Origin of the sequence: Paucihalobacter ruber, assembly GCF_006494535.1 — a bacterium.
In the GTDB taxonomy this organism is placed as follows: Bacteria; Bacteroidota; Bacteroidia; order Flavobacteriales; family Flavobacteriaceae; genus Paucihalobacter; species Paucihalobacter ruber.
On sequence record NZ_VHIQ01000001.1, the window covers coordinates 300,838 to 324,533 of the forward strand.

Sequence of the window (23,696 nt, forward strand, 5' to 3'; positions counted from 1 at the left end):
TAGGGGGTGCTAATTGTTCAATCAATGGGTAAAAATGGTCTAGATTTAGGCTAATTCTTTACATTTACAGCAGATGATAATCGGCTAAAGTTCTAAGACGATATTATATTTAATGCCATAAACGTCAATAATGAAATATATCTTACTGTTTTTAATAATTTGTTCTCAATTTGTTTTAAGTCAAGATGAAGAAAATAACTATGTTGTTGAGTTTGTAACCACGAAACAGGGCTTGTCTCATAATTATGTAACCGGGATTGTTAGCGACGACTTAAATATTAAGTGGATTGGCACAGAAAATGGCATTACTAAGTTTAATGGCTTCGATTTTGAATACATCAAACCGGGTGAAAACTTTACCGAACTGTTAAACGAGAATGTAGAAGCGCCATTGTTTATCGACAAAGATTCTAATCTGTGGATTGGCACCAAAAGTGGCGGTATAGCCTGCTTAGATATTAAACATAATACCGTAAAAAATTATAACAATATCTTACGCCAACATATGTCTGGCGATTTAAGAGTAACAGCCATTTCTCAAGATATTAATGGTTATATCTGGGTTGGCACCTGGAGCGATGGTGTGTTTGTAATAGATCATAAAAACGGAAAGCTGATAGATTACCACCCGTTTAATCAGATAGTTTACACTATAGTAAAAGATTTTAATAATAACATCTGGTTTTGCGCAGGTAACCGACTCTATCTCTACGATCATTTTAACAAAAAGCTCAAACAACATTTAATTCAAGGTCAAATAAGTGATATTCTGCCGGATGCCAAACGCAATAAATTGTGGATTACCCTAGCGGGCAAAAACCAACAACTATTCAGTTATAACTATAGCACCACCGAAATAGAGGTCATGGATACGGATGTTGAAAGTAGTTTTTCCAGAAAGCTTATGCTCGATAATTACAATAGACTCTGGATTGGCACATGGGGAAACGGCGTTTACAGAAGCGATAAGAATGTTACGAATTTCAAGAAGGTTGATTTAACCGGAGCTTCACCCGATAAGGTTGCAGGCAACTACAGTACAGTTATCTGTCTGCATCAAGATGAGAATAATGTTATATGGCTGGCCACTACCAACGGTGGCTTGGTTAAACTTGCCGAAGGAAATGGTTTTAAAAACGCCAATGAGCTGATTGAAGACCCATACTTAAAATCACATTTTAACTGCACAAGTCTTTACAAAAACAATACGCAAATTTTTGTAGGAACTAATAACGGGTTATTTTCCGGTGATACTTTTGAAAGTTTAACACCGGTTGAAGGTTTAGAAAACATAAGAATCAATGTTATATACCCGCATAAAAACCAGTTATTTATAGGCACCGGTGGGTCATTTTATATTTATGATTTAAATAAGGAAAAGGTAGTTTTCGAATCAGCCGATATCGGTAAAATTACTACATTTTTCATTGAAGATAATCGCATTTACATAGGTACCCAACAGCGAGGTTTGGCTGTTGGACTACTCGATAATTTAGAAGATATTGATACTTTTGAGTTCTTTTCTGAGCGCCTGCAAAACAACCGAAAAATTCTAAGTAATCGAATTACATCGATTCAAAAAGATAACCAAAATAATTTATGGATTAGCACTTACAACGGACTTCATAAATGGGATGAGACCGGGAATCGTTTTATTCATCAATCTGAACTGCTAGAAAACTCACAATCTATCATTATTATTAATCAGCTTTTAATAAAAGATAATCTGCTATGGCTGGCAACACCAAACGGATTATTCAAATTAGAGCACGGTCAAAACAAATTAAAAACTTTAGAGGTTTTAACTCAAAAAAACGGACTCAACAGCGATTTTATTTGCGCACTCACATTTGACGATCAGGAAAATTTATGGTTCAGTACACATACCGAAATTGTAAAATATAACACTAAAAATAAAGACCTTACAAGTTATGCCTACATTAACGGTGTAAAGACTACCTCGTTTAATAACCGAAGTTTTCACAACTACCAAAATGAAACCCTATATTTTGGCGGCATTGATAATATCACCTATTTCAATCCATCTGGGATTAAATATTTTAATGTAGTCCCAGAAGTGGTGTTTACCAATTTAAGAGTTAACAATGAATTGATTCAGTTTAATCCCGGCAATACCATACTCGACGATAATTTTAACTATGCCAGCAACATCAAACTAACGCATCAACAAAACTTTTTTTCCACAAGCTTTGTTGCCAACGACTTTTTAGGCGAACTCAACACAAAATACAAATATCAACTTGAAGGCTATCAGAAGCAATGGATTGACCTTCAAAACAGAAACGAAATAAATTTTGCGGGATTAGCTCCTGGAAATTACACTTTAAAGGTGAAGGCCACCAGAGACAATCAAAATTGGAGCGAAGCAAAAGCTTTAAATATCACAATATTGAGTTCGCCATGGTTAAGTCCATTAGCCATATTTGTATACTTGCTCATAATTTCAACCATTATTTACTACCTTATAAAAACTAATAATTATCAGCTTAAACTTAAAAACAATCTTGAAATTGCTCGTATAGATAAAGAAAAAGAAGTTGAATTAACCGAAGCCAAACTCACCTTTTTCACCAATATTTCCCACGAGTTCAGAACTCCGTTAACCCTTATCATCACACCCCTTAAAGAACTTTTAGACGACGACAGTCTACCACCTAAGGTTGTTAAAAATCTAAGTTATATTGATAGAAACACCAACAGACTATTAAACTTAATCAACCAGTTATTAGACTTTAGGAAGGCAGACCGCGGATTGTTAAAACTGGATGTTTCTCATGGCAATTTTGTAAGATTTTCAAGAGAAGTACATTTGTATTTTAAAGAAGCGGCAAAAGCTAAAAACATCAAATACAAGTTTAAAGCTAAACAAGATGAAATTCAATTCCCGTTTGATCGTAATAAAATGGAAATTGTATTGTGTAACCTACTTTCTAATGCTTTAAAATACACAAAACCGGGCGACAAAATAAGGATGGAAGTTAGCAGTGATAGCGATTACTGTATCATTTCAATAAAAGACAGCGGTATAGGTATGAAGGAGGAAGATTTAGAAAAAATATTTGATAGATTTTTTCAAATTAAGTCCGGTAGCACGGCACAGCTCATTGGTAGTGGTATTGGCTTGTCTTTTTCAAAAAGAATTGTAGAACTACATCACGGTAGCATAAGCGTTAAAAGCGCACCCAATATAGGTACCGAATTTATCGTAAAACTTTCTATGAATCCTCAGTTATATGAAGGCATCATCAACGAAAATTTTGTGACTACCGATAATATGAAGGCCTACGAAAGTCTTGAAATAGAGAACCCTATTGACAATCTCAATATCAACGCCAAAGAACATTCTGTATTGATCATAGACGATAATGTTGAAATTCTGTCCTACCTCAAGGGCATCTTATCAGATAAATATAATATTATAGAAGCCACTAACGGAGACGAGGGTTTTGAAATAGCGTCAACCGAAATCCCGGATTTAATCCTAAGCGATGTGATGATGCCGGGCAAAGACGGCATCACACTTTGTAAAGAATTGAAATCTCAAATTATTACTTCTCATATACCCATAATTTTATTAACTGCCAGAACATCGACTGTTTTTGAAATTGAAGGGTTAAAAACTGGCGCAGACGATTATGTCACCAAACCATTTAATGCCAAAGTTATTAAAGCCAGAATTGCCAGTTTATTAGAGAACCGCGAAAAGTTAAGGTCTCACCTACTTAACAAAGTTCGTTTTGAACCAACCTCAAACAACACCGATACTGAAGATACTGAAAACGCATTTATAAACAAGGCCATCCTATTGGTAGAAGAAAATATCGATAATGAAGCCTTTGGTATCGAAAGCATGGTTGATGCCTTAAACATGAGTCAATCCACTCTATATAGAAAAATTAAATCGCTCACAGGATTATCGCTCACCGCGTTTATAAGATCGGTTAGATTAAAAAAATCTGCTTATTTAATTTTAACCACAGATTTAAATTTAAATGAAATTGCATACGACGTTGGCTTCAACGACTATAAATATTTTAAATCATCATTCAAAAAACAGTTTAACTGTTTACCTTCCAAATACAAAGAAATTATTCAAGAACAGCGTTAATACAACGTTTTCGTACGAATGAATGATTTGTACCCCATGATTGATTTATATCACCTTCAAACTTTGCATGGTTAATTTCATCTTTGTATGGTAGTTAAACCATTAAGGCTAATTAACCAAATTAAACAATATGAAAATACCAATTCTTAAATTATTGCTACTCATGTTAGCGGGGCCTTTTTTATATGCCCAAACAACAATAACCGGTACTGTGAGAGATAATATAGGGCAACCCTTACCGGGCGCCACTGTAATGATAGAAAACACACAAAGAGGTACCACTACAGATTTTGATGGGTTGTTTACAATTGAAGCTTCTAAAGGAGAAGTATTGGTTGTATCTTTTATTGGTTTTACAACTCAGAAAACACGAATTGATGACAGAACCTCCTATGATTTTCAGTTAGCTGAGGATGCTGCGCAATTAGATGAAGTAGTTGTAGTAGGGTATGGCACACAGAAAAAAGTTAACTTAACAGGGTCTGTACAAACAGTTAGTTTTAAGGAAGAAGTTAACCAACCTGTAACCAACTCAGGCCAATTATTATATGGTAGATTTTCAGGAGTTCAATTAACACAAACCGGTGGTAACCCGGGATCAGACGGCTCGTCTATTGTTATTAGAGGTATTGGTACTTTCGGAAATGCCACACCGCTTGTAGTAATAGACAATATCCAATACGACGATTTGGCTGCATTCAACAACTTGGCGCCTGCCGATATCGAAAGTATCACTGTTTTAAAAGATGCCTCCGCCAGTGCCATTTACGGTGCCCGCGGTGCTAACGGTGTTATTTTAGTAACTACGCGCGGTGGTCAAAGCGACCGTGCAGAATTTAGCTACAACGGTTTTTATGGTTCTCAAGCCGTAACTGTACAGCCAAAATTTTTAAATTCTCTGGATTATGCATTGTTAATTAATGAAAAATTTAGAAATCAGGATGGTCCCGGTTTTATTCCGCGATATACAGCAGAACAGATTGAAGCTATCAGAACAGGCTCTTTACCCGATCAATTTGCCAATACGGACTGGGCAGATGCTGTTTTACAAAATGCGCCTATTCAAAATCACAACTTTTCTTTCTCGGGCGGCAATGAAAAAACAACCTTTAGAATATCTTTGGGATATTTAGGGCAAGAATCTATTATTAGAAGTAAATTCCAGTCGCAACGTTATAACCTGAGTTTAAATTTAAATTCTAAAATAAAAGATTGGATTTCCGTAAACAATGTTTTCAATGGTTTTTGGAGACGTAACGAAGGTCCTGCCGGCGGACAAAACGCTTTTGATGGTGATAATGGTATTATCTTTTCGTTCCAAAGAACAGCCCCTACCATTCCTTTGTTTTACAGCAACGGCGAATATGGTATTGTAGATGGCAACTGGCTGGGAGATAACCCGTCATTTCAAACTCAAAACCCATTAAGAAGAGGTTTCTTTGGCGATTTTAACAGCGATAATATTAACATCTCGAACAGAACCGCTGTTAAACTAAACTTTACCAAAAATTTATCTTTCGAAACCAGCGGCAGTATTAATGCCGTTTACGGACAAAGTTCAAATTTTACACCGAGGTTCAGATTAAACGACTGGGAAGGCAGAGAAGTCAACTCAGGGTTGCTGAATTCTTTAAACAATAGCACCAATTTTGAATATCGTTTGCTTAACGAAAATATATTAACCTACAACAACAGCATCAACGACATTCACAACTTCACAGTTCTACTTGGGCATTCGGTTCAATATTTTAGAACAGATGGATTTAGTGGCAGTATTAGTGGTTTTCCAACTGACAACCTTCAGGAATTTAATGCCGGTGGTATCGTAGAACCGGCCGTAAGCGGTGGCGCAAGTGAAGAGGCTTATCAATCATTTTTCGGAAGAATTAACTACAATTATGACGGCAAGTATTTAGCCGAATTTAACTTAAGACGCGATGGTTCTTCAAAATTTGGACCAAGAAATAGATATGGTAATTTCCCTTCTGCATCACTTGGTTGGAATGTGTCTAGAGAAGATTTTATGGAGCAATTTGATTTTGTTTCAAACTTTAAATTAAGAGCCAGTTGGGGTATTAGTGGTAATGACAGAATTGGCAATTACATATTTGAGCAAGCCTACAATCCCGGTTTAGATTATGTAATTGGAGATAATAACGAAGTATCAGGTGTGGCCGTTACCAGTTTAGCCAATCCAACCATTAGATGGGAAGAAACAGAGCAATACAACATTGGTATGGACTTAAGTCTGTTTAAAAATAAAGTTGAAGTAATAGCCGATTTCTTTAACAGAAACAGTAAAGATATTTTATATACCAATTTCCCTGTACCAAATACGTTAGGAGTAACAAATTTAGGCGCACAAAACGCGGCTTCCATGATTAACCGCGGATTGGAACTAGCAGTGAATTATCGAGGTAATATAGGCGATTTAAAATTTAATGTAGGTACCAACCTTACCAAATTCCTTAAAAATGAAGTTACCGGTTTAGGTGTTGGGGGCGAAGAAACCATTACCAACATTAATATCATCCGTATTGGTGCACCTTTTAGAGCGTATTATGGCTATCAGGCCATTGGCATTTTCCAAAGCCTGGAAGATATAGCCAACTCTCCTACTCAATTTTCCAACGTTAATACCGGCCCGGGTGATATCAAATATGCAGATATTTCAGGGCCAAATGGCGTACCTGATGGTGTAGTAGATGCTTTTGACAGAACCATAATTGGAAATCCAAATCCGGATTTATTAATCAACTTTAACGCCTCTTTTGAATACAAAAACTTCGACCTAAACTTGTTATTTCAAGGTGTTAGTGGCGTAGATAGATTATTACAGGGTAATGGTAACCTACCAATGGTTGATGACAGAAGTAACGTATTAACTTATTGGCTAAACAGATGGACGCCGGAAAACCCCAGTAACAACTTACCAAGACTTGGCGGTCAAAACAACGCAGAGGTATCTACATTCTACATTCAGGATGCCTCTTATTTAAGACTTAAAAACTTTGAATTTGGCTACTCAATTCCTAAGAAGGTGTTAGAAAAAATAAATGTTGACAAAATGCGCATATTTATAGGTGGACAAAACCTCATCACCTTTACCGGATTAGAAAACTTCGATCCTGAAGGTGGTAGCGGCGCGCAAAGCAACAGAAACCCACCACTTTATAAAACTGTAACCTTAGGTTTAAATTTAAAAATGTAAACAAACTATGAAAAAGCTTTTAATTATTCTTTTGTCTGTAACACTGCTTCAATGTAGTGAAGACTTTTTAGACCGCTCTTCTTTAACACAAATTGCCGAAAACAATTTTTGGACCAGCGAAGCTGACGCGTTTTTAGCACTAAACGGCGTATACGACGTGTTACAAAGCAGATCCATGTACGGTGGTAACCTTAACGGATTTCAAGGTATTCCCGGATTCGACGGGTTTGGCGACAACAGTTTCAACGCCTTTAAATGGGAGGGTCCCGGTCTATTCATGGAAGGTACCACAGACCCAACTTTCGGACCAATATTGAATATTTGGAACGACCACTATCGCGGTATTGCTCGGGTAAACGCTGTAATATTTAATTTAGAAAATGTGTCTGATGAGGTCATTCCTCAAGTTACAAAGCAAGAATTATTAGGTCAGGCGTATTTTTTACGGGCTTTATTTTATTTCAATCTTTCGGTTTACTTTGAAGAGGTGCCACTTATTTTAGAACCTCAAACCTTAGAAACAGCCTTCGTAGCTAAAAATACCTACAATGAAATTTATGCTCAGGTAGTCGCAGATTTAACATTAGCCTCAGAATTTCTTCCCACTAGACAACCAGACGAACTATTTGGTTATGCCACAAAAGGCGCCGCTCTAGGACTGTTTGCGAGAGTTCAACTATACAATCAAGTTTACGATGGTGAATTTGGAGTGCTTAATTTAACCAACCAAGCTATAGGATTAGGTTACTCATTATATTCTAACTATGCTGAATTATTTACTGAAGCAGGCGAAACATCTAATGAAATTGTTTTTGCAGCCAGATTTTTTAGAAATGCCGCTACCTCAAACGGAGAAAATTTTTCTGCCACCTTTTTAGCTTCGCCTAAAGGTGATATGCGCCCCATGAGAAATTTAGTATTTGATTACTACTGTACAGATGGTTTGCCAATCACAGAATCACCTTTATACAATCCTAGTAATCAAGGTGCCAACAGAGACCCAAGAGCCAATGCCAGTATTTATTTTGTTGGTGACCAATGGTTAGACGAACCGGTTAGAGCGTTTACAGGCAACAGTCCAACCGGCTACGGACAGCGCAAATACATCAGACGTGGCCCGGGGCCTGACGGTACAGCCGTATTTGGTGACGGTTCACAAGACTTTTATATTATTCGTTACGCCGATATACTGTTAATGCGTGCCGAAGCATTGGTTGAAACAGGCGATCTCAATGGAGCTGCCGCACTAGTTAACGAAGTGAGAGCGCGTGTTAATATGCCGAGCGTACAAGATGTAGAAGGCATCGGTTCTCAATCGCAAATACGTGATATTGTACGTCACGAACGTAGAGTAGAACTGGCGTTTGAAGGCTTACGCTTTATGGATTTAAAGCGTTGGAACGAGGTTGAGCAAGCCGTTGCAAGAGCCGCTGCAGATCCGGTTGGACCCTATAACCCACAATATTTAGGTAAACGTTCAGAAGTGTTTCCAATTCCACAAGCTGAAATTGACGTCAATCCTAATTTAGTACAAAACCCGAATTGGTAATTAATAAAAATTAAGCAACAATGAAAAAGCAATTATTATTTTTAGCAATCATCGCAATATTTTTTAGTTGCGAAAAGAATGAAATTGGAGATTTTGGACCATCAGAATTTTCAGAAATGACCAATAGTGCCGACAACAAGCGCGGCGTTGCATTTACCAATAATTCACAGCGCTGGTCACACAAAACCAGCGAAATGAACGCCCACTGGATGTACAGCTGGGGCAATGTATTAAGAGATGAAATTCCTGAAAATGTAGATTATGTTCCCATGTTTTGGGGTGCCGGCTCAGTAAACGACGCTAATATTGAGCGTTTAATTCAACTAAAAAACGAAGGCAAAATAAAGTACATCATGGGTTTTAATGAGCCCGACGGTGCTTCGCAAGCCAATATGACGGTTGATCAAGCCATTGAACTTTGGCCTCGATTAGAGGAAATAGGTTTACCGCTTATTTCTCCTGCTACTGTGGACCCATTAAATCCATGGATGCGAGAGTTTATGGAACGTGCCGACGCACTTGGTTATCGTATAGACATTATTGCACTACACAGTTATGGAGGCATTAATGTGGGTGCATTCATCAAGAAATTAAAAGACACCTACAACGCCTATGGCAACAGACCAATTTGGATTACAGAGTTTGCGGTAGCCGACTGGAATGCCACTTCTCCTGCCAACAATCGCTATAGCGAAGCACAGGTCATGAACTTTATGTCTGAAGTACTACCTGCTCTCGACGCTATAGAATGGATTCACAGATATGCCTGGTTTAGTGGTGTACAAGCGCCGTTGAGAAGCTCTGCATTATTTGATGAAGACCATATGATTACACCGGTTGGTCAACTATATGCCAGCATTAGTCCAAATCCAATAATTGGTCCCGGCGTTGATACCGAATTTGTGGTTGAAGAAGACGAAAATGAATTAATTGTAAACGGCGGTTTTGAAACCGGGCAAATTGTACCATGGCAAGGATTTAAAAACGACGTACAATCTAGTGCCACTACAGAGCCACATTCAGGAAATTTTTCAGGCAGATTACAAAACAATGACGCCTCTCTATTTCAAGAAACAGTTGTGGAGCCCGGACAAACTTACGTTTTAAGATTTTGGTCTAAATGGATACAAGAGGTTCCTAACACGTTTTCAGCTGCTATTAGAGACAGAACCGGAGGTGTAAACAATTTATTATTCACATTGTCTCCAATGCCGCAAACCGATGTTTGGGAAGAAACGGTCTATGAGTTTACAGTACCTGAAGGTGTTACAGATGTTCGATTTGTCTTTTTTAAAGGTCAAGTTAATCCGCCGTTCCCAGCATTTTTCTTAGATGATGTATCATTAAAAATTAAAGAATAAAACAACAAAAAAGCCTGTCATTATAAAAATGGCAGGCTTTAAATCACTTAAATATTAACCATTAAATTTTATCATTATGAAAAAAATTACTCAATTACTTGCATTTTTATTCGTGGCCACTATTAGCTATGGACAAAATCTACTTCTTGAAGGAGGTTTTGAAGGGATGCCAACTGGAACCCCTACAACACCATGGACCACTGGGCAGGCTAGCGGAACCACTGTCAACAATAACCCAGCCATTGCACGTACCGGTGAGCAATTTCTAAATTTACAAAACGATTTTAGAAACATCAGACAGGCCTTTACTGCAGAGGCAGGCATAACTTACACCTTGAAGTTCTGGAATCAATTTGTTGGAGGACAAGGCCTACCGGAATCCACTGATGGTATTTTTGTTTCAATAAGACAAAATACCGGAGGTGTTAATGGAACACCATTTGAACCAAACATAGGATTCTACATAGACCCTAGTGCAGGAGATTTAAACTGGACTGAGTTCACACTAGAATTCGAAGCACCACAATCAGATTTGCTTCTATACATATTCAAACAAACAAGAGCTTCTGGAGGTCCAAATAACGGAACAAGAATGGACGATTTTAGCATCACAGAAAATGAACTATCAGTTCAGGATCTGGCACAATTTGGATTTACAGTTTATCCAAACCCAGTAAAAGATATGTTGAACTTAAATGCACAAGCACCAATCGAAAAAGTTGAAGTTTTTAATTTGTTAGGACAGCAAGTATTAACTACAAACTTAAATAAAACGAGTGCCCAAATCAACGTTTCAAACTTAACCGATGGTGTTTACTTAATGAAAACTTACATTAACAATGTAACAGGCACCTATAAATTTGTAAAGGAATAAAGATTAAAGATTAATAGCTAAAACCCAAAAGGCAGGTGCGTTCTAACTAACCCTAAAACGAAATAAATATTTATTGCGCCTGCCTTTTAATTAAAACAATGAAGTATCTATAGATGGAAAAAAGTCTTTCCCTTTACCTCTTAGCAGTTTTATGCCTGTTATCATGTAAACAAAACACTTCGAATGAGGCGCTATTGGTGGTGGCAGATAAAACATTAAAACCAACACCAAACGTCATAATTATTTTACTAGATGATGCCGGTTACGCCGATTTCGGTTTTATGGGAAGTGAAGACTTAGACACACCAAATATAGATAGTTTAGCTAAAGACGGTATAGTTTTTTCTGATGCACATGTTAGTGCCACAGTTTGTGCACCTTCAAGAGCAGGTTTAATGACCGGTCAATACCAACAGCGCTTTGGTTTTGAAGCCAATCACACAGGTGACGCCACCACAGGCGATATTGGTTTGGCTAAAAACGTGCTTACCATGGCAGATGTCTTCAAGAAAAATAATTACAAAACCATAGCCATTGGTAAATGGCACTTAGGCGCCAAAGAACACAACCATCCAAACAACAGAGGTTTTGACGAATTTTACGGGTTTTTAGGTGGCGGTAGGTCGTATTTCCCAATGAAAAACCCTTCCAACGAACACCTGCTCCAATTTAATAATGAACGCGTAACTTTTGACGGTTATCTAACCGATGTTTTGGGCGATAAATCGGTTAGCTTTATTGAAGAAAACAAAGACCAACCGTTCTTTATGTACTTATCGTACAACGCCGTGCATACTCCTATGGAAGCCAAAGAAGAAGACCTAAAAAAATATGAAGGGCACGACAGACCAGTTTTGGCAGCCATGACCTGGTCTTTAGATCAAAATATTGGTAAACTCAGAGACAAATTAGAAGAGCTCAATTTATTAGACAACACCCTTATTTTCTTTTTAAGTGATAATGGTGGCGCTCATAATAACGATTCAAAACACGGACCATTAAAAGGATGGAAGGGCAATAAATTTGAAGCAGGTCATCGCGTACCTTTTATAGTAAGCTGGCCTTCGGTTCTTAAAACTAACGGCACTTTTAACGGTTTAACCTCATCACTTGACATTTTTAGTACCGCAATATCTGCAGCCGGCATTAAACCCGAAGAGAATCAAATTTTAGACGGTGTAGATTTATTGCCATTTCTAAAGGGTGAAAAAACAGGTAACCCACATCAGGAGTTATACTGGAGAAAATTGGATGAAGCTGCCGCACGCTTGGGCCAACACAAATTAATTAGATTAGAAAATTACGGAACTACGCTATATAATCTGAGTGAAGATTTAGGTGAAATGGATAATTTAATCGATTCTCAAAAAGAAATCCATCAAACTTTACAGGACAATCTTTTGAAATGGGAAGAACAAATGATGGCTCCCTTATGGCGTGAAGGAGATGCGTGGGAGGACGTTACCTATCACATTCACCAGCGATTGATGGAAAACAAAGAAGTATTGTTTAAAGAGCCAAAAGAAAAGAAAACAGTGGCCCAGGCTAAAAACAATAACCCTTAATTTAAAATTCTTGTAAATGGCGTTTAATCAGTCAAATACCTTAAAATCTTGACAAGCAATTATTCTAAATATTCCAATACTACTTTATTAATTTTATCAAGTTATTTATAATGACTTCAAAACTTCTTTTTGTTTGTTTACTTTTAAGTTTGAACTGCTGTTCTCAACCCAATGAAAGCAATTACTATTTTCATCCTGAGTTAGGTAATGACCAAAATAATGGCACCAATAAATCACAAGCCTTTAAGAGCCTGAAAAAGCTAAACAGTTTAAGCTTAAAGCCCGGCGACACTATTTTTTTAGCATCAGGAACCACATTTAAAGAGACATTACTCCTCGCAAAAATAAGTGGCAAAAAAAATAATCCAATTGTTGTAACTTCTGTTAGTTGGGATAACTCTGAAACGGTTCAACCTGCGGTAATTGATTTTAAAAATTTTGAAGCAGGCATACATATTGAAGATGCTTCTTTCATTAATATTTCAAATATCAAGCTTACAGGCAATGGATACGACGCTAATACACCTCAAGATTTCAATAGACGTTGTGGTATTTTATTGACGAATAAAGCTGCAACTATAGTTGAGCATATTTACTTGGATCATTTAGAAATTTTTGATGTTTTTTATGAAAATAAAGGTTTTGTTCGGGGTTTAGAAGAGGTGAAAACCGCCAATGGCACCCAAAAATACGGTTGGGGAATAAGAATTATCAATCAAAATGAAAATGCGATTATAAAAGACATCACCCTCAAAAATAATATTATTAATAATGTTGCACATACCGGTATTAAACTCACAGGTAATCAAAAGAATATTAGCAATATCATTATAGACAATAATGAGGTTAGTTACACCGGCGGACCGGGAATTCAGATGTCTGAAGTGACAAATGTTCATGTTCTAAACAATGTTGTTACATATTCCGGCAGTGATAACGATACCAGAAAATGGGGTCGCGGCAGCGGATTATGGACCTGGGGCTCCGACCATGTATTGATAGAAAAAAACAAATTTATGTACGCCAACGGTCCCGGAGACTCTGCAGGTGTTCATATAGACTTTAATTGTAACGACATTGTTATTCAATATAATTTAAGCGCACACAATGCCGGTGGATTTTGTGAAATACTGGGCAATAACTACAACTGTGTGTACCGCTATAATGTAAGTGTAAACGACGGCCATAGAATAAAAGGCGAAAACGGCGCCTTTCAAGAAGGAAAACTATTTTGGCTAAGTGGTTACCAAGGCAATAAAAGCCCAAGAAAAGGACCCGTAAACTCTTACTTTTATAACAACACCATGTACGTTGACGAGACAATTATTTCAAAATTTGCGGTTGACAATACTTCAAAAGGCATTTTAATCGCTAATAATATATTTTATCTGTTAGGTGATTCTAAAATGGTAAAAGGCGATCAATATGTACCTGATAACAGCAATAAAACGGCCAGCGAACAAGTCTTCTTTAAGCACAATCTGTTTTTGAGTGAAGAGAACTGGCCCAATGAAATTGGCTTAACCGATGAAACGCCATTTTATGGTAATCCTGAATTTTTAAATGCAGGCGGACTAACGATAGAGGACTATTTACCAAAAGCTAGAGATTTGGTCAAACAAAAAGGACTCCTAATAAACCCTTTACCGGAAGACGATTTTTTTACATCAGAATCGCTTCAACTTAAAACTGATATTTTGGGTAATACTATTGGTAAAACACCAAGTATTGGTGCCATAGAACCAAAATAAAACGATACAACGTTTTAGTCTTATACGATTTGTCTGATCAGAAATCGGTTAAATTGGGTTTTAAATGGGAAAACTCCTGGGGAATAAGAGGATTTTCGAGTAAAATCACGTTGCGGTTTTGGAGGCCTAATTCTTCAACAATATTGGCGTAATAGCTATTAAAGATTGTATCTAACACACCCGATTCTGTTATTTTACTTAAGCCAAATTCAATACGCTTTGCTAAGTCAGGCATTTGCGGATTAACATAAAACACCAAAGGGAATGGATAGAAAAACATCGTATTTTCATCTTGTGTTAATGTTTTATATTTTGACGCACGGCTTTTAAAAACACTTCGAACTTCATTCGCGCCAAAGCAGGTATAATCAAACTTTCCATCGGCCAAACGCTCAAAAACATCATCAAAATCGCCTTCTTCTGCAACATTATATCTGTTATGCCTAAATATCGTGGCATCGCTCCAAGAAACAGGAACACCATTTTTTAACTGCTGCAGTTGAGATAATGAAACAGTCGAATGAAACTTGTTCATATCAGTTGTTTTTATAATAGGAATGCGATAACCCAACAGATTCCTTGCTATTGGTTGTGCAATCATGATAAAATCTCCGGGGTTAAATTTCTGATTACCGGCGACGGTTACAAATAAATGATGTTGTCTTTTGCTAAACACATCAGATTCTTCTAATCCGGGATATTCGGTTACACTTTCTTCAATTTTAAACAAACCAAATTCTAAAACAGTAGCTGTTAAAATAGCATTGAGCACCTCGCACTCGTAATCTTTTCTAATTTCAGACCTATTGCCATTCCAGAAGTCAACAATGGTAGTATCGGTTTGTTTTACTTGAGGTTCTAGCATGGTTTTTTGATTATTTTTTTGATTACAGAACATCAGCATCAGAAAAGCAATACCAATATTAATAATATTAAACATGTTTAAAGATAAAACTATTTGCTAAAAAATACCCTCATATAAAAGGCATAAATGATATATATCATTTTTAATTCTCTCATATAAACGTACATTTAAAAGCAACATTAAATACAAACAGATGAAAACAACAGTAAATACAACTATGGTTGACAAAGCAGTTGATTTTCTAAGAAAAGCTGCTGTAGAACTTGAGGAATTACAAGTTCAGGCGTCACTGGGAAAAGCAGAATTAGAAGATGCGTTTGAAGATGCTAAAAAAGATTTCAATCGGTTTGTTCATGATTCAAAAACCAAAGTGCAAAAGAGTCAGGATAAATATGAAGAAATTAAAACCATGTTTGAAGAATTAATGGTTCAATTAGCACTCGGAAAAGCAGAAACTATAGATGCTTTCAAAGATCAAAAGAAAAACATTCTTTTAAAACTTCACGACATTGAAGTGAAAATTAAAACCAACGACACTTTGAATAAGGCTTACAACCAACTATTAATGGAAATAGACAAATTCAAAGTAAAACTGGATATTTTAGAGAATAATTTAGAAGACACTAAATCTAATTTTAAAACCACTTACGATAAAGGAAAACAAGAGTTTTTAGAATTTGTACAGAAGTTTAAAAGTGACCACGAAGCGCAGAAAGAAGAAACCCAGTGGGACCATTTTCAAGGGGAAATGTCTGAAGCCTTTCATCACTTTAAACAAGCCTTTTCAAAATCTTAAAGTTGTTTGATTTTAAGCAGATGTAAACCTCAAAACGCTTCAATTTAAAGATAGTGTTTTGAGGTTTGGTTTATTACCACTTATGGTAATCTTTTTTTCTGATATCCTGCAGCATTCCAAATCCTATAATAAAGGTCAACACAAAACCAAGGATACCAACAACCGAAATTTCTTTCCATAAAGGCGGAATATTGGAAATAATGAACAACGAAGACCCAATAATTAGCGCCACCATAATAAAAGCAGATACCAACTGAGTGGTTAAACGTCTCAACGTATGAATAATGGGATCTACACCTTTGTGAGTTAAATCGACCTCTACTTTGCCCCTGTTTATTTTTCGGATGGCATTCTTAAGATCTCTGGGGAAGTCTTCCATGTAATCGGCCAACTCGTAAATTGAATTGAAAACCTTTTTGCCCATCAATAACGGACTATAATTACGGGTAATACTTTTAGAAAGGAAAGGTCTTACCATTTCAAACTGATCTAATTCCGGATCTAATTTTTCGAGAACACCTTCTAACGTAACCAATGCTCTTGCAAACAGATAGAAATGGGTTGGCACCTTTAAACCGTGAGCTACTATGATGTCTTTTAGCTCCAGCAATAAGGTGCTCATTTCGTTTTTATGGAGGTCTTTCGCGTAATATTTTTCAACAAACTCATTGATATCAAACTCCAAAGAGCGCATATCGTTAATAACCGTAGCATCGGATAATTGCTGAATAGATTGAATTATTTGTTTAACATTTTTGTTAGAAATAGCAGTAAATAGTTTACCAAAAACCTTGATATCTCTGGGTAAAATAGTTCCCATCATACCAAAATCCAAAAAGCAAATATGCCTGTTTGGTAGTACTAATAAATTTCCGGGATGCGGATCGGCATGGAAGAAACCGTACTCGAACACTTGTTTAAAAAAACTATTGCTTAAACGACGCGCAATCAATTTGGTGTCGATATTTTTTTCGGCTAATTTTTGAAGTCTATCAATTTTTATTCCTGCAATAAACTCCATTGCAAGTACTCTTTCGGTAGTAAAATCTTTGTAAACCAACGGGGCGTGTGCAAATTGATCCAAGCTGGTATCATTACTAATATGGTTATAAAAGCGTTGTATATTAACAGATTCATTAATAAAATCTAATTCTTTTAAAATGGCACTTTCAAAATTTTTCACCAATCCGATAGGGTCAAAACTTTTCAAAGACGGTATTCTATTCTCAAGAATTTCGGCGATGGAATACATCACCTTAATATCTTCTAAAATCACATCTTTAATTCCGGGTCGTTGCACCTTTAAGGCTACGCGTTTTCCTGAATGCAAAATTACCTTATGAACCTGTGCCATTGATGCCGAAGCAAAAGGGTGCGGCTCAAACCAGGCGAACAAATCGTCAATATCTTTTTTGAGTTCAGACACCACTACTTGTTTTACAGTATCATCGCGCATAGGCGGCACATTGTCTTGTAGTTTTTCAAACTCCAGCACCAATTCAAAAGGAATCAAATCTGGCCTATTGCTCAACACCTGGCCAAACTTGATAAAAGTGGGTCCGAGCTCTTCGCAAACCAATCGCATTTTTTCCCATTTGGTATATCTTAAAGCCTGCGTTTTGGTTTTTTGCGGAATTAATTTTTGAAGAAAGGCGTATTTCTTTTTCTCTTCAAGATGCTGCACCAAATCCTCAAAACCATACTTGAGTAACACCTTCAGGATTTCGTTATATCTTGAAACGGATTTGTACTTGCGTTTTATGTTGGCAATAAAGCTCATGTTATTGTTTGGCTTCCAGATGATTTAATCGGGCTTCTAACAAAGCAATTTTATTTTCAGACTTTTCTAACTTGATATTGAGTGCTGCTATTTCGTCTGTATGGGCTATGTTTATTTTCTTATAGAATTTAACAATAAGTTCTTCAATTTTTTCTTCAAGTTCTTCCTTGGCCTGATTGGCCTTTAGAATAAACTTATCAATAAATTCAACCTCATTGCCTTCAGAATCAATGATATCTTCCTTCGCAAGTTTATTAAAGTGCTCCTTACCCTTTTCAGACATTTCGCCAATTTTCTCAAATAAATTGTGCTCTCTGGCTAAAACGTATAAACTGGACGACAGCGTTAATAATTCAATAATTGTTTTAGTTCTCATGGCGTAAATACTTGGTTTATTCTACCAATAAAAGTATAACATCTAACACACATTAAATATGATGATGGTCATTTCAGCTCTCGATTTAAGTTGTTAAATTTAAAGATGTAAAAGTCTAAGACATGAAAGCAAATACTATTTCAGAAATAATGACCAAAGAGGTTATTTCTGTTACTCCTGAACAAAAACTGTTAGATGTAAAACACATTTACGAAAAAGAAAATTTCCACCATCACATTCCGGTTGTTAACAACAACCAGTTGGTAGGAATGATTAGTCTGGCCGATTTTATGTATAGTATTAACGGTGCCGGACTTGATGACGATGATATGATTTACACCGAAAAACAAGTCCAGGATATCATGATGCCCAACGTTAAATGTGTTGATATCAATGCAACCATCGATGATGTTGCCGAAACTCTAACAAAAGTTAGATTTAGAGCGCTACCGGTTGTTGAAAACAAACAATTAGTAGGCATTGTTACAACCGCCGATATTATTAGACACTATTTGACCAAGCAAAAACAGCCACTTCATTGACATCTTTGTTGAATTGAGTTGTTGGTGATTCATACCAGTCAAATTTGATCTATTAGCCGGAAATTTAAAATAACTAAATGAAGCAGATATGATGGGTACCGGAAACATAGAGCGTTTTTTTATTGAGATTGGTGATTTTTCATATTTCACAAAACGTTTCTTTAAGGAAGTTTTTACCAGACCATTCGAGTTTAAAGAGCTGTTAAAACAGTGCTACAATATTGGTAATAAATCGCTTTTACTGGTAAGTGTTACCGCTTTTATCATAGGATTGGTGATTACCTTACAAACCAGGCCAACCCTACAGGAATTTGGTGCAGAAGCCTGGATGCCATCTATGGTAAGTATTTCAATCATTAGAGAAATTGGTCCGGTGATTATCGCCTTAACCTTTGCCGGCCGAATTGCCTCAGGCATTGGTGCAGAATTAGGCTCTATGCGCGTCACCGAACAGATAGACGCTATGGAAGTTTCAGGTACCAACCCGTTTAAATATTTGGTGGTTACACGTGTAGTAGCGACAACGCTAATGCTACCTATTTTAGTAATTATTGGTGATGCCATAGCGTTATATGGTTCTTTTATAGTTGAAAATTTAAAAGGTGATGTGTCACTCACGCTTTATTTTACCAAAGCCATCAATGCACTTTCATACACCGATATCATCCCAGCAACCATCAAAACCTTTTTCTTTGGTTTTGCTATTGGCATGGTAGGATGTTACAAGGGTTTTAATTGCGAAAAAGGTACCGTAGGTGTAGGTTTGGCAGCCAACTCAGCCGTTGTTTTTGCCTCTATGCTGTTGTTTATATTAGATTTTATAGCCGTATTCATAACCGATATATTCTTTGAAATTTAAATGATAAGTCAAACTCCATATAGTCAACTTAAGCGCGACATCGCCTCTAAAAAGCATCCCATTTTAAAAATTGAAAATTTAAAAAAGGCTTTTGGAGACAATGTGGTACTTGACGGATTTAACCTTGAGCTCTTTGAAGGTGAAAATTTGGTGATTATGGGAAAATCAGGCAGCGGAAAATCTGTTATGATTAAATGCCTGATCGGACTTACAGAACCAGATTCGGGCTACGTAGAAATAATGGGGAAAGACCTGCTATCTCTCAATCAAACCGAACTAAACGAACTGAGAACCGAAGTGGGCTTTTTATTTCAAGGCAGCGCTTTATACGATTCAATGACCGTAAGAGAGAATTTAGAATTTCCGTTGCGCCGTCATAAACAAAAATTTGGTGTTGTAAACGATACCACACCATTGGTTGAAGAAGCGCTCAACAACGTTGGGCTACTAAGCGCCATCAACCTGATGCCTGCTGAACTTTCGGGTGGTATGAAACGCCGCATTGCCTTGGCAAGGACCTTAATTTTAAAACCTAAAATAATTTTATACGACGAGCCAACCAGCGGCTTAGACCCCATTACCTCAAAGGAAATTATAGAACTCATGCGCAACATTCAACGGCAATACAACACCTCATCGCTCATTATCACGCACGATGTTGATTGTGCGCGTGTGGTGGCAGAACGCATCATATTGCTAATTGACGGTATTAATTATGCCGAAGGTAGCTTTAACGAACTATCTAATTCTAAAGACGAAAAAATTAGAGCATTTTTTAAAAACTAAAACACATGAAACACCCATGTAAAAATATTGATACAAAGAAGTATGTTAATAGTAGGGCGTTCCATGTACCATTGAAAATCAATAAATATTAACACATGAAAAAATCCACCGGCGAAAAACTAAAACTAGGCCTATTTGTAAGTATAGGTTTGCTCATCTTTATCGTTGCCGTGTATTTTATTGGACAACGCCAGAATTTATTTGTGAAAACCTTTACCATCAGTTCAAACTTTACCAATGTTAATGGTTTAATACCGGGTAACAACGTGCGATATTCAGGTATTAACGTAGGAACCGTCAAACAAATACAAATGCTCAACGATACGGTGATTAATGTTCAAATGGTTTTAGAAGAAAAGATGATTAATCATATCAAAAAAGACGCTATTGCCACCATTGGCACCGACGGATTGGTAGGTAATATGATTGTAAATATCATTCCCGGAGAACAAGGTACCAGTCCGATAGAAGAAGGCGACGTTATTAAATCGTTTACCAAGATTGGAACCAACGAGATGCTCAACACCCTTAACACTACCAACGAAAATGCCGCATTGCTTACTTCTAAACTTTTAAATATAGCCAACGAAATTACAGACGGAAAAGGCACTTTGGGTATGCTCATTACAGACACGATTATGTCTAAGAACCTCATTGAAACCGTTAATTATCTTAAGCTAACCAGCATGGAAGCCAACAAAACCATCAAAGAGCTCAATGGTCTCATCAAACAGGTTGATTTAGAAAACAGCCTTGCCGGCGTAGTGCTCAACGATACCGTAAGTGCCCGACAATTAAGACATACCGTTACCAATCTTGAGAACTCCAGTAAAGACATACAAACTGTTTTAAGTAATTTAAACACCACTATTGAACAAATTAAAGATGGTGAAGGTGCCTTAAATTACTTGTCAACCAACGAAGAACTGGTAGAACAACTAAAAGACATTATTAACAACATCAACGAAGGCACCGATAAGTTTAACGAAAACATGGAAGCCCTGAAGCATAATTTTTTAACCCGCAGTTACTTTAGAAAACTGGAACGAGAAGAGAAAAAAAAGGAGCAATAATAAAGATTTGACATAATCAACTTTAGTAGATTCCTTAAGAAATTATTTGAGAAACTACAACATTTTTGTTATGAATGAGATATTGTTATTTCTTATAATTTAATTCAATTTATGCCTTTTAAATTCTCCTGAAACTTTTAAAAAAATATGATAGTTAAACTAAATACTAAATCTCAGATTGCTCAAATTTCATTTAGCCTTTTCTATCTGAAAAATTGTATATTTAGCCGCTAAATATTGATGACGTTTTTATTTTAGTAAAATCAATTATTAGCAATAATCATGTATAATTTCTATGTGATAAAAGTTCAAATTAAAGCGTTATATATAGGTTTGTTTTTATTATTGTAATTCTATTTCTTGATGTTAATTAAAAAGTCGATAGTATTGAAATTACCTAATATATAGCCACTGATTATTAAGTTTTAGTAAGAATAATTTAATAAAGAAACAGATTTACCATGTGGTATCGCATATAATCCTAAAAAATACGGATGCTCCCAGATAAGGAACTACCAATACCTTAAGTGTAAAATTATTTACTTATGACCTTAGTTATTCACTATAAAAAAATCCACTAATTACAAATTAGAATTTATCTTGACTTTTTTAAAATATATTTAAATGTTTAGCAAATATTTAGCCTTTGTTTTAATCGTAATTCTTTATTGTAACTGTAGTTATGCCCAAGAGCATGAAAATGTTAAAAATAAAGATAAAATTCATAAAGTAGCTTTAGTTTTTGGCTATACGCATATACCGTCGGCTTTTGAGGAGGGTGATGAAAACGGGTCTGTATTTGTGCCAACAATTGGTGTTGATTATTTTGTGCAATTTCCAAAAGGATGGAAACTTGGAGCGGTAGTAGATTTGGAATTGGGTAATTATTTAGTGAATTTTAATAGAGATGATTTAGAAAGAGAACGGGCACTAATTACAGGTATTTTAATTGGTTATGAGTTTGAGACCCGATGGAGTTTTTCACTGGGGCCCGCAATAGAATTTGAAAAAAATAAAAATTTATTCATTCTTAGATCTAGTCTTGAATATGAATTTGAACTAGATGAAGACTGGGGACTGTTCCCGGCCATCAATTATGATTTCAAAGAAGAATATAGTACCTGGTCAATCAACTTGGGGATAAGTAAACGTTTTTAACCTTTATAATTAATCCTTTGAATTACGCCAATATTCTGTTCGAAGTCTTCTTCCCCGTGGCACTAGCTGTAATTATGCTAGGAATGGGAATGAACTTGGTTCCTAATGATTTTATAAGAATAGTAAAATACCCCAAAGCCATTCTAATTGGTCTAACTAATCAATTTGTATTTTTACCCTGTATTAGTTTTTTTCTGGCCATAGCTTGTAATTTAAGCCCATTAATGGCCATAGGGTTAATGATTTTAGCTTCTTGTCCCGGTGGTCCAACCAGTAATTTAATCACGCAAATTTGCAAAGGAAACGTTGCTCTCTCCGTAACACTTACTTCTGTCGCAAGTGTAATAAGTGTATTAACCATACCTTACGTACTTTCTTTTTCTCTTGAGTATTTTGGAAGTAAATCAGATAGTACCATTAAATTACCCATATTAGATACAATTATTCAAATTTTTGGAATCACAGTATTACCTATTTCTATAGGGATGGTTGTTAGAAGATTCAAAACAAAATTTGCCATAAAAATGGAGAAAACAATGCGCTTGGCATCTACCTTGATTTTTATTGCTGTCTTTATGACAGCCGTAGCGGTAAATTTTAATTTAATAGGTCAAGCCATGAGGGAAGTAGGATTGGTTACTTTGTTATTAAATATTTTAACTCTTGGGTTGGGTTTCTTAACTGCCAAACTATTTAAATTAAACTTCAAAATGGCGATATCAATTTCAATAGAAAGTGGTATACAGAACGGAACTTTAGCATTTGTTATCGCCACAACAATATTAAGAAATACTGAAATGAGCATACCAACAGTAGCTTATGTGATTTGGATGTACATAATCAGTGGAATTTTAATGTGGAAACTTTCAAAAAGTTCTTATTAAGAACAAAATCGGACTAAACATTTAAAACATTAAATAAGTGTTTTTAAGAAATATTTATTAATTGTTAGGATAATTTGCAGGGATTTGTTAGCGAAGAGATCAATTTTTTGTACCCAGATTCAATTAAAGATAATTAT

The 23,696-nt window shown here is 36.1% G+C and carries 17 protein-coding genes; 14 read left to right on the plus strand and 3 right to left on the minus strand.

Annotated features, from left to right (window positions below; translation table 11 throughout):
• Positions 1-130: 130 nt before the first annotated feature.
• The 7 genes from FJ651_RS01345 to FJ651_RS01375 all read left to right on the plus strand — a co-directional run bounded on the left by FJ651_RS01345 (position 131) and on the right by FJ651_RS01375 (position 14,440).
• A complete protein-coding gene (locus tag FJ651_RS01345; RefSeq protein WP_140988593.1) occupies positions 131-4,129 on the plus strand; it encodes a hybrid sensor histidine kinase/response regulator transcription factor in 3,999 nt (1,332 codons plus the stop codon).
• A 130-nt stretch (positions 4,130-4,259) separates the two neighbouring features.
• A complete protein-coding gene (locus FJ651_RS01350) occupies positions 4,260-7,340 on the plus strand; it encodes a SusC/RagA family TonB-linked outer membrane protein (protein ID WP_140988594.1) in 3,081 nt (1,026 codons plus the stop codon).
• A 7-nt stretch (positions 7,341-7,347) separates the two neighbouring features.
• Positions 7,348-8,889: a RagB/SusD family nutrient uptake outer membrane protein gene (locus FJ651_RS01355; protein ID WP_140988595.1), complete on the plus strand. Its 1,542-nt coding sequence runs from the start codon at positions 7,348-7,350 to the stop codon at positions 8,887-8,889.
• A 20-nt stretch (positions 8,890-8,909) separates the two neighbouring features.
• On the plus strand, positions 8,910-10,250 hold the full coding sequence (locus FJ651_RS01360) for a glycosyl hydrolase (RefSeq protein WP_140988596.1): 1,341 nt from the start codon (positions 8,910-8,912) through the stop codon (positions 10,248-10,250).
• Positions 10,251-10,326: 76 nt separating this feature from the next.
• Positions 10,327-11,124, plus strand: a complete 798-nt coding sequence (locus FJ651_RS01365; protein ID WP_140988597.1) for a T9SS type A sorting domain-containing protein — start codon at positions 10,327-10,329, stop codon at positions 11,122-11,124.
• A gap of 113 nt (positions 11,125-11,237) precedes the next feature.
• On the plus strand, positions 11,238-12,689 hold the full coding sequence (locus FJ651_RS01370; RefSeq protein ID WP_140988598.1) for a sulfatase: 1,452 nt from the start codon (positions 11,238-11,240) through the stop codon (positions 12,687-12,689).
• A 110-nt stretch (positions 12,690-12,799) separates the two neighbouring features.
• A complete protein-coding gene (locus FJ651_RS01375) occupies positions 12,800-14,440 on the plus strand; it encodes a right-handed parallel beta-helix repeat-containing protein (RefSeq protein WP_140988599.1) in 1,641 nt (546 codons plus the stop codon).
• 37 nt (positions 14,441-14,477) lie between these two features.
• On the opposite strand, the gene FJ651_RS15805 is transcribed toward FJ651_RS01375, so the two are convergent.
• A complete protein-coding gene (locus FJ651_RS15805; RefSeq protein WP_246085288.1) occupies positions 14,478-15,380 on the minus strand; it encodes a transporter substrate-binding domain-containing protein in 903 nt (300 codons plus the stop codon).
• Positions 15,381-15,498: 118 nt separating this feature from the next.
• Between FJ651_RS15805 and FJ651_RS01385 the strand changes: the two genes are divergently transcribed.
• Positions 15,499-16,101, plus strand: coding sequence for a hypothetical protein (locus FJ651_RS01385; RefSeq protein WP_140988600.1), 603 nt, complete (start codon positions 15,499-15,501; stop codon positions 16,099-16,101).
• 73 nt (positions 16,102-16,174) lie between these two features.
• Here the strand turns inward: FJ651_RS01385 and FJ651_RS01390 are convergent, their stop codons facing one another.
• The gene (locus FJ651_RS01390; RefSeq protein WP_140988601.1) at positions 16,175-17,881 is read right to left on the minus strand and encodes an ABC1 kinase family protein; all 1,707 of its coding nucleotides are present in this window, start codon (positions 17,879-17,881) and stop codon (positions 16,175-16,177) included.
• Between the two features lies 1 nt (position 17,882).
• Positions 17,883-18,257 carry a hypothetical protein gene (locus FJ651_RS01395; protein WP_140988602.1) on the minus strand — a complete coding sequence of 125 codons (375 nt, stop codon included), beginning with the start codon at positions 18,255-18,257 and terminating at the stop codon, positions 17,883-17,885.
• A gap of 122 nt (positions 18,258-18,379) precedes the next feature.
• Between FJ651_RS01395 and FJ651_RS01400 the strand changes: the two genes are divergently transcribed.
• From FJ651_RS01400 to FJ651_RS01425, 6 genes are all read left to right on the plus strand, one after another.
• Positions 18,380-18,799: a CBS domain-containing protein gene (locus FJ651_RS01400; protein ID WP_140988603.1), complete on the plus strand. Its 420-nt coding sequence runs from the start codon at positions 18,380-18,382 to the stop codon at positions 18,797-18,799.
• 88 nt (positions 18,800-18,887) lie between these two features.
• The gene (locus FJ651_RS01405; protein WP_140988604.1) at positions 18,888-19,658 is read left to right on the plus strand and encodes an MlaE family ABC transporter permease; all 771 of its coding nucleotides are present in this window, start codon (positions 18,888-18,890) and stop codon (positions 19,656-19,658) included.
• A complete protein-coding gene (locus tag FJ651_RS01410) occupies positions 19,659-20,444 on the plus strand; it encodes an ABC transporter ATP-binding protein (RefSeq protein WP_140988605.1) in 786 nt (261 codons plus the stop codon). It abuts the gene before it with no gap.
• A 95-nt stretch (positions 20,445-20,539) separates the two neighbouring features.
• Positions 20,540-21,517: an MlaD family protein gene (locus FJ651_RS01415; protein WP_140988606.1), complete on the plus strand. Its 978-nt coding sequence runs from the start codon at positions 20,540-20,542 to the stop codon at positions 21,515-21,517.
• 624 nt (positions 21,518-22,141) lie between these two features.
• Complete coding sequence (locus FJ651_RS01420; RefSeq protein WP_140988607.1) at positions 22,142-22,675, plus strand: hypothetical protein; 534 nt, start codon at positions 22,142-22,144, stop codon at positions 22,673-22,675.
• A gap of 17 nt (positions 22,676-22,692) precedes the next feature.
• On the plus strand, positions 22,693-23,559 hold the full coding sequence (locus tag FJ651_RS01425; protein WP_140988608.1) for a bile acid:sodium symporter family protein: 867 nt from the start codon (positions 22,693-22,695) through the stop codon (positions 23,557-23,559).
• Positions 23,560-23,696: the final 137 nt, after the last annotated feature.